We start from the raw sequence: 14,268 nt of genomic DNA, 5'->3' as shown, positions 1-14,268 counted from the left end.
CAGCTCAGGGTTGCAATACCTCCCTGTCGCATCGTACCTCGGTCATTTCTGACCTCTACACGCTGCGAAGCGGTACTTCGGTCGTGCTTCGCCTTCCGTCAGTTTGCAACCAAGTGAAAAAGCTTTGATTTAATTAAGAAAGACAGTAAATTGCGAGCCTAGTTTTCAAGAACTCAGTAGGCTAAACCAGAAGGAGCATGGGCATGGAAAGAAGAAAGTGGTTTATGAACCCAGAAATGTTAATAGCATTAACGGCATTGTTTGTCGGTATTGTTACTGCAGGGATCTCTGTCTATTCTGCGCATATCGACCTTGGCTTTTGCTAAGGCGTCTGTGTGGCCAAAAATAGAAATTTATCGTAGTTTTAGCACTAATCTCGACCATTTTAGTTATGGAGTGGTAAATAAAGGCACAGGTCCCGCGCTAATCAAATATGCTAAAGTGAATGTAGACGGTAAATTTATCAAAGCATGGTCTGAAGTGCCTGCTTACAAAGATATCATCCAAAGCCACCTGTCAAATTAAACCTTACCCTCATTGCAAACCATTAGTCCCCTGCTGTACAAAGGTCCATTAGTCGAGAATCTACTTAGCCTAGATGATAAGGTGAGTATAGAGCTGTGCTATTGCTCAATTTATGATGATTGTTGGGTAGTCGATAAAGATAATGAACCCAAGGAAAGCGCCGAATGTTCAATTACTAAAGATGAAGCTTTTCAACAATAACGAGGAGCATTTGGGCATCTATCGCGATATTTCACGTAGAGATGCTTTGATAGCTACTTCGACTGCGCCCGACCAGTGAAGTTTCTTCCCGCAGGGTTATGACGTCAAAGGCCATAACCCACAATCTGCAGTGCCTACAGGTGGGATTCAAGCCATTCTGATTGACTGTTGAGCGTAAATACTAGGTTTTCTTTAGCTAGGCAATTGCAACGAGTCGCATAAATTGAGTTTGCGCTGGCTTGGTATTGCAGACAAATGGCGATGGTGGCCTTGTTGCGACAGCGCTTTCCTATCAACTAGGTTTGCCGAGTGAGTGGCAATACACAGTTGTAATGCAGTAAGGCACTTGGCCATAGTCACTTATGTGGCTATCACCTGATGATAACTCGTAATGGCAAAAAACTCTGAGATCTCATTATGGGGTTTTCTACTGTCTGGGTTTGCGATGGCAAGTAAATGTTTAATGCCAAATTGTTTGGCACTGCGCAGTACACTGAGGCTGTCATCAACAAACAAAGTTCTGCTGTTGTCGAAGCCTAAGTCTTTTTGTACTGCGTGCCACAACGCTTGTTGTTCTTTACTATAACCATATTCATGAGTCGAAATGAGCCTATCAAAGTAGTGATCAAACTGGGTGCGCTCTATTTTTAGACTTAAGCTGCCGGGATGCGCATTGGTAAGTAAAATCACCTGTTTATGCTGTGCGCGCAGAAATTGTAAGAAGGGTATCGTGTCTTCACGCAGGCTGATCAGGTGTTGAATTTCTCGTTTGAGTTCAAGGATGGGCAAATCCAACTCGCGTTGCCAGTAATCCAAACAATACCAAGACAATTGCCCCATGACACTTGCATATTTGTACTCAATGATGGCTTTGGCTTTATCAAACGTAAGTTGGTGCTTGTTGGCGTATTCCCGAGGGATCACTTCCAGCCAAAAATGATTGTCGTAATGGAGGTCTAATAAGGTGCCATCCATATCTAATAAAACGGTGTCAATCTCGGACCAATTTAGCATAGGCATTTAGGGATAAAGGCTTTATGATTAAGTTATTCGCATCATAGCAAATAATTGGCAATGTCACAGAAAAAGCACCCCACACCCCCAGTTATCTTACATTCAGAGATCTCTGCAAAGAGTAAGTTGTTTACTGTCGAAGCATTATCGCTGCAATTTTCCAACGGTGAGCAACGTCAATATGAACGAATCAAGGGAAGTGGCCGCGGTGCAGTGATGATTGTTCCCTTAAATCAAGATAATGAACTACTCTTAGTAAGAGAGTATTGTGCGGGCACGCATGACTATCAGCTTGGTTTTCCAAAAGGGCTCATCGACCCTGGTGAGACACCGCAGCAAGCAGCCAATCGTGAATTGAAAGAAGAAGTTGGTATGGGCGCTGAATATTTCGCGGAACTTAAAGAAGTATCCATGGCGCCGAGCTATTTCAACGCACGTATGCATATTTTAATTGCGAAGGGGTTGTATCCTGAACAACTCACAGGTGATGAACCTGAGCCTTTAGTCGTGGTGAAATGGCCATTGACACAATGGCGTAGTCTTTTACAACAACCAGATTTTACCGAAGCGCGTAGTGTTGCTGCCCTGCTTTTACTTCAGCAGTATCTTGAAGAGGGTGAATGACGATGCATGAATATCTAGAAGCCTGTATTACGCTTGCAGAGCAGGCTGGCATGGCTATTATGGCCATTTATAAGCAAGAAGACGTCGGTACCGAGGAAAAAGCCGATCACACACCTGTGACCAAAGCAGATCTCGCTTCCAACGAAGTGCTGAGCAATGGTCTAAGGAGATTGGCACCCCATATTCCGATAATGTCTGAGGAAGTGCCCATTCCTCCGCTAGCTGAAAGGCAGAATTGGCAACGCTATTGGTTATTAGACCCAATGGATGGCACCGGTGAGTTTATTTTAGAAAGTGGTGACTTTGCCGTAAATATCGCGTTAGTGGAAAATAATCGCCCGGTAATGGGAGTGATACATTGGCCAGCTAAAGATGTGACTTATTTTGCTGTGCATCAGCATGGTGCCTTTAAGCGCGAACAAGGTGCCGATACCCGCATTATGGTTGCGCCGCCAGAAAAGCTTACGTTGGCGGTGAGTCGTCGGCAAAAACTTGAAGCAGTGAGCCAGTATTTAAATGCTCAGTTTGCCACCGTGGCACTGGGCTCTTGTTCGTTAAAGGCTTGTATTATTGCAGAAGGCAAAGCGGATTGCTTCCTCCGTATTGGACCAACAGGTGAATGGGATACTGGCGCGTCACAAGTTATAGTAGAAGAAGCGGGAGGTTGTATTACCGACGCTGAATTTAATCCACTGACTTACAACCAGCGTGAAAGTACCGAAAATCCCGACTTTATCGTCATGGGCCACCCAGATTGGGAGTGGCAAAAGATAGTAACACCACATCAGCGCGCCTAATTGTTCAATAACTGTTCGAACGGCTGAGGTTGTTACATTCAGTTCTTGCAATTATTCTACAATCCATTATGATAGCGACCTCCTTCGAACGCAGCAGAAAAATTTGTAGTTTTTGAAGGTGTTGCTAGCAAGTTAAAGTTTATTGGCTGCTAGTAAATTACAGGCGCGGGATGGAGCAGCCTGGTAGCTCGTCGGGCTCATAACCCGAAGGTCGTCGGTTCAAATCCGGCTCCCGCAACCAACTTCTCACTAAATCGGAAGTCTAAAATAGTATTTAGATACAGGCGCGGGATGGAGCAGCCTGGTAGCTCGTCGGGCTCATAACCCGAAGGTCGTCGGTTCAAATCCGGCTCCCGCAACCAACTTCTTACTAAATCAGAAGTATAAAATAGCATTTAGATACAGGCGCGGGATGGAGCAGCCTGGTAGCTCGTCGGGCTCATAACCCGAAGGTCGTCGGTTCAAATCCGGCTCCCGCAACCAACTTCTTTAGGTTGGCGCTGTAAACTCCTTTTTCTTCTCTTGTTATTGCCAGCATTTTTAAAACAACACAAACACCCAAAGCTTTTTACGTCTAGTTAAATCGTCATTTTTCCTATTTTACACCATGCGTTGGCGTTGCTTTAAGAGAGCAATTCAGTTGGTTCAATACCGTGTTATCTGAGCAGGTTGAGGCAAGCTCAGCTTACCCCAACCAAAGAGTTGCTTAGAACTTCATTTTACTGGCGTAACTTTCAGCTTGACGCCATACCCGCAGCGTATTGCCGCCTAAGATCTGTTGGATTTGCGGCTCTTTATAGCCTCTATCCAGTAAGCCTTGCACTAGGTTTGGATACATTGAAACATCTTTAAGCCCCTTAGGCAGAGAGTCACCTACGCCATCATAATCTGAGCCGATACCAACGTGGTCAATCCCTATCACTTTCACTACATGGTCAATGTGATCTAACACTTGTTCCAAAGTTGCAAATGGGAAAGGGTTCTTCTTCATATAAGCGGCACGAAAATCCGTCTTGTTTGCACCGGCCGCTTCAGCGGCTTTTAGTTCTTCATCACGCTTGTTGTACCAGCCATTGGCGGCTGAAGTGACAAAGCTAGAGCCAAAGTTAATTTGGATCACACCGCCATTTTTTTGTAGCGCCTTAAGCATGTCATCGTCCATATTGCGTTCAAAGCCTGGGGTGTATTTACGTAACGAGGAATGCGAGGCGATGACTGGCACTTTCGATAATTCCATCACTTGGTAAAAAGCATCATCAGAAATATGCGACACGTCGATTAACATACCGACCTGATTCATCGCGACCACCAACTCTTTACCAAATGGGCTTAAGCCTTTCCACTTACGGCGTACATCGTAGGATGAGTCCGAAATATGGTTGCTTTGTGAGTGCGCTAGGGTGATGTAGCGTACGCCACGCTGATAAAAATGCTGGAGATTTTTCAAGTCACCTTCAATCGGCGAGCCGTTTTCCATCCCCATAGCTAAAGAGATGACACCCGCTTTGAATTGCTTTTCGAGATCTGCACTGCTGTAAGCCATCGCGAACTTATCGGGTGCACGCTGCGCGAGTGCTTCCATTGAGTCAATCAGTTGGTTTGCTAACTGGTAACTTTTGCCTTTCCCTTCAAACTCTAAATTGGCAGGGATATAAATCGACATAAAAGGCGCATTTAAGCCGCCCGCTACAGCTCTTGGGTAATCAAAGTCTCCGTCTTTGGTGGCTTGACTAACATCATCCCACTTGTCTGCAAGACGGTACGGCACATCGATATGGGTATCAATTAGCAGTGTCTCTTTGGCAATCCGAACTGCTTCTGCTGAAGCTTGATAGGTGGAGTCTGGTTTAGCATTCGCGGTAACGCTGGCAAGCGCCAGCGCCACAAGTGTGGAGCGTAAGATCATAGCAAGGCCCTGTTGTATTATTTTCACTGATGTTGGAGGTTATGGCACCACTATAGCGAAAATTCAAGCAAGGCTAAACGTAATCCGACGACTGACTGGCGAGAAACTGTTGCTTTGAAATAATATCAACACTTTCATTGAGTTCTGAGTAAACTATGACAGCTTCGCCGGATTTGAGTTGGGTTTTGATCTGGGCAATTTTCGTGCTAAGTGGTACTTCATACTCGCCATAATCTGTGCCTTCTCGCAGAATAAACTGTTCTATTAGATTATCCAAAGTGCTGGCTTCAAGCTGCTGAAACGGAATTAACATACTGCTGCTGTAACTCACGGAAATAGTGGGGAACGGCCCATTCTAACCAAAATTGTGGACGAAGGGGATTGGCACCCGCTAAAAATCCCACATGACCCCCTTGGGCTGATACCGCGAGGGTGACGCTATCGCTAACTTGCTCAGCCCGCGGGATGGCTTGAGCTGACAGCATAGGGTCGTCTTCTGCGTGGATAAGTAACGTTGGGATGGCGATATGGCGTAAAAACGCCTGACCACTGGCTTTATCATAGTAATCTTCCGCGCCATTAAAGCCGTGTAATGGGGCGGTAACACGATTATCAAATTCCCATAAATCATTAATCGCATTGAGTTCAGCTTGATTTAACTGGAGCTGCTGTTGCACCAAAGGTAATTTGCGACTCATGGATTTTTTGAGCCTATCGAGCAGATATTTTTGATACAGTTTGAAACAGCTTTTACGGATCACTTGGCAAGAACTTGAGAGGTGTAAGGGGGCCGACACCACAGCCGCGCCACTTAGCACGCATTGCTCTTGCTGCTCGCCGAGGTATTTGCTTAACACATTGCCGCCAAGCGAGAACCCGACGGCATATAAACGGCGATTAGGAAAGCGGGCTCGTAAAGTGGTCAGTAAGAAGTGCAAGTCTTCCGTTTCACCACTGTGATAAGCGCGTGGTAGCAAGTTTGGTTTGCTGGAACAATTGCGAAAGTGCATCAGTACCGCATCAAAACCTTGCTGTTGCAAAGCCCGCAGCATACCGCGGGCATAGAAACTATCAATATTACCTTCCAAGCCATGTAATACCACCGCTAGGGGTGCTGTTGGTGCACTTGGCTGGGCCCAAGCGAGCTCAACAAAGTCACCATCTGGTGTGGTGAGTTCTTCAAGGGTTACAGGTGTGCGTTGCCACAAGCGATATAGTCGCGGCACTATGGTTTGAACATGGCGATTGGTCATCCACCAAGCTGGCTTAAATTGATAATTCATAACAGCATTTTTGGTTTTATAGGTCGATATCAAGGCCAGTTTAACAAACGTCGTTACAGATGTAGAGGAACAAATCAGCGCTTAGAGCAGGGGAATGGCTCGCCAGCAAAATAAAAAGCACCCGACTAACAGAGTTAGTAAGGTGCTTTGTGCGTCGTGCTTAATCTTGCTGGGGAACTATTTAGGAACTTCAGCTTCGTTGATTTTCTTGACGAAGTAGTACACGTAATACAAACATAAAGCGATAACGACACCGAGGATCCCAAAAGACAAAAACAACACAGGGTCGGTAAAAAAGTCTCTAAAGAATACGTTCATGGTGATGCTCCTAAACTTGTCTATGTAGTAATCATAGAAGAGTCGTGGCAGCGTAGGCATGATCCGGATCAAGTTTCAAAGGCGTGAAATCCTCTGACTTGGTCAAGCTTGATCTTGATCATAAAAACAACGTGGGAGACGAGTATTTATCGCTATTGTGGACTTAAATAGCGCCTATGAGGCGAGAGCCACAGAATTTTTTGGTTAGATTTTTACTATTCAGTAAGCGTGAACTGGGCGTATCTCAACACAACATAAGCTGCGCTTTGCTCATCCAAAATGGCGTCATTGCGCAACTTATCCTACCTCATTGCGCGTTATTGTTGAGCGCAAAAATAGGTTTCGCAATAGTATTGACCGCTATCCGGCGAAGGTTTTGCGCCACCTATAATATTTGGTGTTAAGTTTTTAGCTACCGCCGCTTGGTTGCTGAGTTTTTTGAGATGAGACTTTTTTAGATCTAGTTTCATAGTGTTATATCCTTATCAAAATTAAAGTGGCTTATTTTTAGCCACTGAAAGGTTGTACCAATAAAACAAGATGGTGTAAATGGTTTGCCGTTGTCAGGTGCCATCTAGGTTTGTAAATCTACAAGTTCCGGTGCATAGCCAAACAAATTACTTTGGGCCCACGTTTCAAAATGAAGGTCGGCCAGTGTTTCAATAAGTAAAGCTTGTTGTAGCTGCTCAAGCTGTAACTCGGCACTCAATAATGCGGCTTTTGCCTTAGCATATAAATGGTGACTAGCGAGCGCTTGCTTTAATTGCTTGCGAATAGTTCGCTGAGGTATCAAGTAGCGGCTATCAAATGCTTGGCACACTGATTCTAGGCGCGCTAGTGCAGCATCTGGCAGCTGCAGCGCTAAGGTGTCTAAATAGCACAGCAACAAGCACAGATTCACATTCTTACCTTGCTCGTTCTGTAGCTGCAGCAAGGTTTCTTGCACGTGAGGTTGTTCATAAAGCGCGCAAGAAAATTGCCAAAATGCGCTTGCACTTAACTCAGCTTGCATTAGCACAGTTCGCCAGTGGCGGCAAAATGCTGCTCTTTTTGCTCCAGCTCTTCAAGGGCAAGCAGTAATGCCTCTTCTACGTCGTTAAGTTCAGGTTTGAGCTTAGCTTGCTCCGCCAGTAACTTAGTTAATTGTGCTTTGTTTTCATCGCTATAGATAGCGTTATCGGCAAGTTGGTTTTCTACCGCAGCGAGTGCAGTGCTGAGCTTATCAAGTTTGCTTTCCAAGGAGCTGATAGATTTCTTCAGTGGTTGTACTAACTTACGAAACTCAGCATCAAGGCGCTTTTGCTCTTTGCGATTACCACTAGCATGGGCTTTGTCTTCGCCCTCTGGCTTTTTGCTGGCTTCACGGTTTTGCGCCAATAACCATTGATAATAGGCATCTAAGTCATAACCAAATTGTGTCACTTCGCCGTTATCCACGAGATAATATTCATCGGCGGTGTTTTTTAGCATGTGACGGTCATGCGATACCGTGACCATCGCTCCTTCAAAGCCTTGTAATGCCATCACTAAAGCGTGGCGCATCTCTAAATCTAAGTGGTTGGTTGGTTCATCCAGCAGCAGCAAATTCGGGCGTTGATACACTAACATTGCCAAGACTAACCGCGCTTTTTCACCACCTGAAAAGGGGGCAACAGGTTCAAGCGCTTTATCGCCATTGAAGGCAAAACCACCTAAAAAGTCGCGTAGTTGCTGTTCCGAGGCTTTGGGGTCAAGGCGCTGCAGATGGGTGATGGCACTGGCCTGTAAATCGAGCGATTCCAATTGGTGCTGGGCGAAATAACCGATTTTCAATCCTTGATGCTGAAACACTTCACCCGCTTGCGGTGCAAGTTCGCCCGCCAGAAGTTTAATAAGTGTTGATTTACCCGCACCATTGCGACCCAGTAACGCAATGCGACTGCCTGGCACTAAATTAAGCTTAATTTTGTGCAGTATAGTCTTATCGCCATAGCCCGCTTGTGCGCCATCCAACGTCATTAATGGGTTTGGCAACGCATCTGGGTCACGAAATTCAAAATCAAAAGGTGAGTCAGCATGTGCGGGGGCGAGCATTTCCATGCGTTCTAAAGCTTTCACCCGGCTTTGTGCTTGCTTAGCTTTGCTGGCCTTGGCTTTAAAGCGAGTAATAAACTGCTCTAAGTGCGCGATAGTGGCTTGTTGTTTCTCAAATAGCGCTTGATGCTGTGCCATCCGCTCGGCTTTTTGTCTTTCGAACTGCGAATAATGGCCTTTGTAGACGTTGATCAATTGCTGGTCGATGTGCCAAATTTGGTCAACAACGGCATCTAGAAACTCACGGTCATGCGAAATAAGCACTAAGGTGCCGGTGTAGGCACGCAGAAACTTTTCTAACCAGTACACGGCATCTAAATCTAAGTGGTTGGTTGGCTCATCCAGCAGCAATAAGTCAGCATCGCGGATCAGCGCTTGCGCTAAGTTTAAGCGCATTCGCCAACCGCCAGAAAAGGCACTCACAGGGTTAGCAATTTGTTCGTTACTAAACCCTAAGCCATGCAACAGTTCACCCGCTTTGGCTTCAATGCTATAGCCTTGAATATGCTCTAGTTGCTGATGTACTTGTGCTTGTTTGGCGCCATCACCTGCGGCCTCGGCGTCACGCAGTGCGATACGGCACGCATAATATTCAGGGTGACCTTGTAGCACATAGTCCAGCGCACTTATCGACAACGCTGGGGTTTCTTGCTTCACCGAGGCAATTGACCAGTCTTTGGGAATATTGAAGGTACCGGCGTCGAGTTGTAGCTCTCCTTTTAGAAGGGCAAATAAGGTCGATTTACCGCAGCCATTGGCACCCACTAAACCTACTTTGTGTTCAGGAAAGAGCGTTGCACTGGCATTTTTAAGTAATATCTTGCCACCACGGAGTAATTCAATGTCGTTTAACTGGATCATAATTGCCACTTAGCACAAAAGATTGCGCGGATTTTAACACGGAACGTAGCGAGGACTATACCCAATCACAGGGCATTTGCGTTAAACTTGCACACCTAAACCTCCTCCCAGATGTCGGTGCGGAGTAGCAAGTGCGCAAGCAAAGAGGGTGCTGTGAGACAGAAAAAACGTTTTATTGCCGGGGCGACTTGTCCTGAGTGTAAAGAACTCGATGGCATGATGCTCTACAAAGAACACGACGTGGAAAAAGTCGAATGTGTGCATTGTGGGCATACTATGGCGCAACCAGAAGATGCCGTGCAGGCTTCAACACGCCAATTTGAACAAGTAATAGGCGTATTTAAGCCTGAGTAAGCCGACTTTGGTTTGACCAATTTAGGTTTATTTAATAGTGCGGTGGTGGTGGCTCTTGCGAAGGATGTAGCATACCGCCATTACCCGATTCTTTGATTTTCTCTGCGAGTAGTTCCAGTTGGCGCTGCATCTTAGCCAGATGTTGCTGGTGGATTTGTAACTCGTCGTTGAGTATGTCGATAGTTTCATCTTGAAACGCGATGCGTGCTTCTAATTCACTCACGCGGTCTTCTAAACTCATGATTTATTTCTCTCTTTCAAAGCGTTCTAAAATACCGTTGGAGCTTTCTGCTAGCAGTGTGGCATCATTGTCCTGAAATGCCACGGCAAAAATCACCGCAGATTTGGGACGGCTGCCTTCGCGCGGCGTGACTTGCCAAGACGCTAAACGTTCGCCATTTTTTACCGACCACACGCTCAGTAAGCGGTTTGGTGTGCCGGTTGCGAGCAAAGTGCCAGTGGCATTGAAGCGTACCGTACTAAAAATTTTCTGCCGCGCAATATACTGTAATTGTGATACCAATTCACCTGACGTGAGCTGCCAAATACTGGCTTTTTTCATACTGTCGGCGGTAAAAGCGTATCTACCACTGTCATCAAGGGCCACTTTAGTCACGCGACTGGGGTGATTGAAGCGATGGATCACTTGACCACTACGAGTATCCCAAAAATAAGCGCTGTAATCATTGCCTCCACTCAGTGCAAAGTGCCCATTGGGCGATAAGGCAATACTGTTAATTTTTTCGCTGTGACCAAGGAACTCTAAGCGTTTTCCTGTCTCTAAGTCGACAAACACTACGGTATTGTCACTTTGGCCAAATAACACATAGCGACCGCCATTGCTTACGGCGATATCGCGAATAGAGGCCTTGCTGACTTGGTAGTAGCCAAGATTGTGCCCAGTTTGCATGTTCCAAACCGCAAACTCATGGTCGCTGGCCGTGACTGCCACACTATTGTCATAGGCAATCGCGACACTATGTACCAGATTTTGTTGTTGCTCGGATTGCAGCCATTGGTATTTTAGCGTGTTACTGTGATTGTCCCACAGCGCAACCCCTTCAGCGACAGAGGACACTAAGCTATAGCGGCCATCTATCGACAAAGCCGCGGCAAAAGCACCACTGTTAGTGTGTTCAACCGCACTGACGGCTACACCGGGCTGATTGTGGTCACCACAGCTAAGTAACGAAAAACTGGCAATTAAGATAAACAGGCGCTTGAGAAATTTGTATTGATACATATATCCAGTCTGTTCCTATGGCGCAGGCGAGCCAGTATCATAGCAACACCAATGCTCGAGTCTTGGTTCAGCCTAGCATTTTCAAGTTATTTTGGCACGAAAATGCTGAACACAGCGGCTTTATTTGGCTTCTGCGTGGTGAAATGGTAATGTGCTTATATCGCACTAATTAATAAAACATTAACAAGAGAAAATCCATGAAACACACTTTAAAATTGTCGCTGATCGCGGCGTCTGTTTTAGCGCTGGCAGCGTGTAATCAAAAAGCGGAAGAGAAAGTTGTTGAAGTTAAGCTCGACACAGAAGCACAACAACAAGCTTATGGTATTGGCGCGTCTGTAGGTAACTTTCTACAAAAAGACCTAGCTGATAAGAAAGAGCTAGGTATTGAACTTGACCAAGCGTTATTAATGCGTGGTTTTGAAGACGCTTTAGCTGGCAATGCAAAAATTGACGACGAGAAAATCCGTGAAGTGCTAACCGCGCTAGATACGTCAGTACGTGAAAAGCAAGCTGAGAAAACTAAGCTAGAAGCAGAAAAGAACAAAACTGACGGTGAAGCTTTCCTAGCTGAAAACGCCAAGAAAGAAGGTGTTACCACTACTGAATCTGGTCTGCAATACGAAGTATTAAGCACCACTGAAGGTAAGAAGCCAGTCGCTACTGATGTAGTTAAAGTACATTACAAAGGCACTTTACTAGACGGTACTGAGTTCGATAGCTCTTACTCACGTAACCAACCTGCGACTTTCCCACTCAAAGGCGTGATTGCCGGCTGGACTGAAGGTTTACAGCTAATGCCAGTGGGCTCGAAATACCGTTTCACTATTCCTTCAAACCTAGCCTATGGTGAGCGTGACCTAGGTCGTATCCCTGCTAACTCAACGTTAGTATTTGAAGTTGAATTACTAGAAATTCAAGAAGAAGCGCCAGCTGCTGAGTAAGTATAAAGCGTAAGCAATAAAAAAGGACCGGAAGGTCCTTTTTTATTGGCTGTTAACCGATTGCTTGTCGCTATGCGCCAGTGTGGTTGGCAAACAAGTTGTAGATCAGCTCATCTTCTAACTCAAAACGCAGCTCTAAGGCTTCTCCAAGCGTTGAGAGATCTTTATCAAACTCATCGTACATACTCTCATGCTTGTCTTCACCTTCGGCATACTTGTCGTTGAAATCCAACGCGATGTCGGTGGTATCAGCAATGCGCGGATAAAGCGACTGCGCCAATTGCAAACTGGCTGGGCCTTTTTTCTCGCATTCTTGTACTAAATCATCATAAATTTCGAAATGACCGGCCGACAGGTAATCCAGCATAATTTGGCAAAAAGCTTGGATTTGGGCGTGATCAGGCAGCGCATGATCTTTCTTGTCATAAGGTGCACACCCAGCGAGTTGGTAATACTGGACCAATAGCTCCTGACGTTCGGCGAGCCAGTTATCGATAACGCTATGGCTGCCACCCCATTGTTGTTGGGCTTGTTCTAAACGCGAAAGCATAGTGATCTCCTTTGCGGGTTGTTTTCCTCTATCAGAATGAAATCTCAGCAAAAGATCAATAGCTAATTCAGATATTTCCTGCAAGCGATTGAAAGTTAATGAATTATAAATAAATGAAAAATAGGGCAAATAGGCAAAGTAGAGTTACAGACAATAAAAAACCACCCGAAGGTGGTTTGAAAAATGCAGTTTAGCTTGTTGATACAAGTATTTATTTTTCTTATAGAAGGTATTTTGTTGTTATTCTTGTTAACGCGGTAAAATTTATACCAAGGTTTGCGCCCTGTTGCAAATAGTTTAACAGTCGTTTGCGAAATTATTTTTTAAGTTGTTGAACTGGTTAAATTTAATCTAGATCAGAAAATCGTTCATAAATCCACCCGCATGAAACTTAGGCATAGAGGCATTAGCCAGAAAGTGATACACTCGCGGACTGTAAATCTGCATTTTGGGATCTTGAACGCCATGAGCGAATTGAAAAACGATCGTTATTTACGTGCACTGCTGAAGCAACCTGTTGATGTCACTCCAGTATGGATGATGAGACAAGCAGGCCGGTATTTACCAGAGTATCGCGCGACTCGAGCGCAAGCTGGTGATTTTATGAGCCTATGCAAAAATGCAGAATTGGCGTGTGAAGTAACATTACAACCATTACGTCGTTATCCGTTAGACGCGGCTATCCTCTTTAGCGATATTTTGACTATCCCAGATGCAATGGGTTTAGGTTTGTATTTTGAAGCCGGTGAAGGCCCGAAATTCGAGCGGCCAATCAATAGTTTAGCTGATGTTCAGGCAATTCCTCGCTTAGACCCAAATGACGAGCTTGGCTATGTAATGAATGCGGTTAGCACCATTCGTCGTGAACTTAAAGGCGAAGTACCGTTAATTGGCTTCTCTGGTTCACCATGGACGTTAGCGACCTACATGGTAGAAGGTGGTAGCAGTAAAACGTTTGGCAAAATCAAAAAGATGGCATTTGCAGAGCCAAAAACGTTACACCTTTTACTAGACAAAGTGGCAGATTCGGTGATCGATTATTTAAATGCCCAAGTGAAAGCGGGTGCACAATCACTGATGATTTTTGACTCGTGGGGCGGCGTACTAAGCCCGCGTGATTACAACGAATTTTCATTGCAATACATGCACAAAATTGTTGATGGTTTAATTCGTGAGCACGATGGTCGCCGTGTGCCAGTGACATTATTCACCAAAAATGGTGGTCAGTGGATTGAACAGATTGCGGCAACCGGTTGCGATGCAATAGGCCTAGATTGGACGATTGACATTGCTGATGCACGTCGCCGTGTCGGTGACAAAGTGGCGCTGCAGGGTAATATGGACCCTGCGATGCTACACGGCACGCCAGAGCGGATCCGTGAAGAAGTACAATCGATTCTAGCGGGTTTTGGTCAAGGTACAGGTCATGTGTTCAACCTTGGCCACGGTATTACGCCTGATGTGGACCCGGAAAACGCTGGCGTATTTATTAACGCAGTGCATGAGTTCAGCGCTCAGTACCACCAGAAGTAACCGCGAGCACCCTGTGTAAACTAAAGCACAGGGTGTTTTCCT

At 45.5% G+C, this 14,268-nt stretch carries 17 protein-coding genes and 3 tRNA genes; 9 read left to right on the top strand and 11 right to left on the bottom strand.

Annotated features, from left to right (window positions below; all coding sequences use genetic code 11):
• Positions 1-203: 203 nt before the first annotated feature.
• Complete coding sequence (locus ACFOEE_RS12585; protein WP_377124757.1) at positions 204-326, top strand: hypothetical protein; 123 nt, start codon at positions 204-206, stop codon at positions 324-326.
• 760 nt (positions 327-1,086) lie between these two features.
• Here ACFOEE_RS12585 and yrfG read toward each other — a convergent pair.
• Positions 1,087-1,740, bottom strand: coding sequence for a GMP/IMP nucleotidase (yrfG, locus tag ACFOEE_RS12580; protein ID WP_377124755.1), 654 nt, complete (start codon positions 1,738-1,740; stop codon positions 1,087-1,089).
• 60 nt (positions 1,741-1,800) lie between these two features.
• Here yrfG and nudE point away from each other — a divergent pair, with 60 nt between their 5' ends.
• The 5 genes from nudE (at position 1,801) to ACFOEE_RS12555 (ending at position 3,644) form a co-directional block, all read left to right on the top strand.
• A complete protein-coding gene (gene nudE / locus ACFOEE_RS12575; RefSeq protein ID WP_377124753.1) occupies positions 1,801-2,364 on the top strand; it encodes an ADP compounds hydrolase NudE in 564 nt (187 codons plus the stop codon).
• A gap of 2 nt (positions 2,365-2,366) precedes the next feature.
• The gene (gene cysQ, locus ACFOEE_RS12570; RefSeq protein WP_377124761.1) at positions 2,367-3,161 is read left to right on the top strand and encodes a 3'(2'),5'-bisphosphate nucleotidase CysQ; all 795 of its coding nucleotides are present in this window, start codon (positions 2,367-2,369) and stop codon (positions 3,159-3,161) included.
• A 164-nt stretch (positions 3,162-3,325) separates the two neighbouring features.
• Positions 3,326-3,402, top strand: a tRNA-Met gene (locus ACFOEE_RS12565).
• A 44-nt stretch (positions 3,403-3,446) separates the two neighbouring features.
• Positions 3,447-3,523 (top strand) — tRNA-Met (locus ACFOEE_RS12560).
• A 44-nt stretch (positions 3,524-3,567) separates the two neighbouring features.
• Positions 3,568-3,644 (top strand) — tRNA-Met (locus ACFOEE_RS12555).
• 223 nt (positions 3,645-3,867) lie between these two features.
• Here the strand turns inward: ACFOEE_RS12555 and ACFOEE_RS12550 are convergent.
• From ACFOEE_RS12550 to ACFOEE_RS12520, 7 genes are all read right to left on the bottom strand, one after another.
• A complete protein-coding gene (locus tag ACFOEE_RS12550) occupies positions 3,868-5,067 on the bottom strand; it encodes a dipeptidase (protein WP_377124751.1) in 1,200 nt (399 codons plus the stop codon).
• 73 nt (positions 5,068-5,140) lie between these two features.
• Positions 5,141-5,380 (bottom strand): YheU family protein, encoded by a 240-nt coding sequence (locus ACFOEE_RS12545; protein WP_377124749.1) that lies wholly within the window; start codon positions 5,378-5,380, stop codon positions 5,141-5,143.
• Positions 5,355-6,350 carry a hydrolase gene (locus ACFOEE_RS12540; protein WP_377124747.1) on the bottom strand — a complete coding sequence of 332 codons (996 nt, stop codon included), beginning with the start codon at positions 6,348-6,350 and terminating at the stop codon, positions 5,355-5,357. The genes ACFOEE_RS12545 and ACFOEE_RS12540 overlap by 26 nt, the downstream gene beginning before the upstream one ends.
• Positions 6,351-6,527: 177 nt before the next feature.
• Complete coding sequence (locus ACFOEE_RS12535) at positions 6,528-6,668, bottom strand: hypothetical protein (RefSeq protein WP_377124745.1); 141 nt, start codon at positions 6,666-6,668, stop codon at positions 6,528-6,530.
• 317 nt (positions 6,669-6,985) lie between these two features.
• On the bottom strand, positions 6,986-7,138 hold the full coding sequence (locus ACFOEE_RS12530) for a hypothetical protein (RefSeq protein WP_377124743.1): 153 nt from the start codon (positions 7,136-7,138) through the stop codon (positions 6,986-6,988).
• A gap of 104 nt (positions 7,139-7,242) precedes the next feature.
• Positions 7,243-7,680 carry a TIGR02444 family protein gene (locus ACFOEE_RS12525; RefSeq protein ID WP_377124741.1) on the bottom strand — a complete coding sequence of 146 codons (438 nt, stop codon included), beginning with the start codon at positions 7,678-7,680 and terminating at the stop codon, positions 7,243-7,245.
• The gene (locus ACFOEE_RS12520) at positions 7,680-9,602 is read right to left on the bottom strand and encodes an ATP-binding cassette domain-containing protein (RefSeq protein WP_377124739.1); all 1,923 of its coding nucleotides are present in this window, start codon (positions 9,600-9,602) and stop codon (positions 7,680-7,682) included. Before ACFOEE_RS12520 ends, ACFOEE_RS12525 begins: the two co-directional genes overlap by 1 nt.
• A gap of 153 nt (positions 9,603-9,755) precedes the next feature.
• On the opposite strand from ACFOEE_RS12520, the gene ACFOEE_RS12515 reads away from it, so the two are divergent.
• Positions 9,756-9,956 (top strand): YheV family putative zinc ribbon protein, encoded by a 201-nt coding sequence (locus ACFOEE_RS12515; RefSeq protein ID WP_377124737.1) that lies wholly within the window; start codon positions 9,756-9,758, stop codon positions 9,954-9,956.
• 31 nt (positions 9,957-9,987) lie between these two features.
• On the opposite strand, the gene ACFOEE_RS12510 is transcribed toward ACFOEE_RS12515, so the two are convergent.
• Positions 9,988-10,200, bottom strand: coding sequence for a SlyX family protein (locus ACFOEE_RS12510; protein WP_377124759.1), 213 nt, complete (start codon positions 10,198-10,200; stop codon positions 9,988-9,990).
• On the bottom strand, positions 10,201-11,199 hold the full coding sequence (locus tag ACFOEE_RS12505) for a WD40 repeat domain-containing protein (RefSeq protein ID WP_377124735.1): 999 nt from the start codon (positions 11,197-11,199) through the stop codon (positions 10,201-10,203).
• Positions 11,200-11,396: 197 nt separating this feature from the next.
• On the opposite strand from ACFOEE_RS12505, the gene fkpA reads away from it, so the two are divergent.
• Positions 11,397-12,143: an FKBP-type peptidyl-prolyl cis-trans isomerase gene (fkpA, locus tag ACFOEE_RS12500; RefSeq protein WP_377124733.1), complete on the top strand. Its 747-nt coding sequence runs from the start codon at positions 11,397-11,399 to the stop codon at positions 12,141-12,143.
• Positions 12,144-12,213: 70 nt separating this feature from the next.
• On the opposite strand, the gene rsd is transcribed toward fkpA, so the two are convergent.
• Positions 12,214-12,693, bottom strand: coding sequence for a sigma D regulator (gene rsd, locus ACFOEE_RS12495; RefSeq protein WP_377124731.1), 480 nt, complete (start codon positions 12,691-12,693; stop codon positions 12,214-12,216).
• A 465-nt stretch (positions 12,694-13,158) separates the two neighbouring features.
• Here rsd and hemE point away from each other — a divergent pair, with 465 nt between their 5' ends.
• A complete protein-coding gene (hemE, locus tag ACFOEE_RS12490) occupies positions 13,159-14,226 on the top strand; it encodes a uroporphyrinogen decarboxylase (protein WP_377124729.1) in 1,068 nt (355 codons plus the stop codon).
• Positions 14,227-14,268 lie beyond the last annotated feature (42 nt).

This window comes from Pseudoalteromonas fenneropenaei (assembly GCF_042643375.1).
GTDB classification, from domain to species: domain Bacteria; phylum Pseudomonadota; class Gammaproteobacteria; order Enterobacterales; family Alteromonadaceae; genus Pseudoalteromonas; species Pseudoalteromonas fenneropenaei.
Note: the sequence above shows the minus strand (reverse complement) of the source record. Positions and strands in the feature narration are given on the sequence as shown.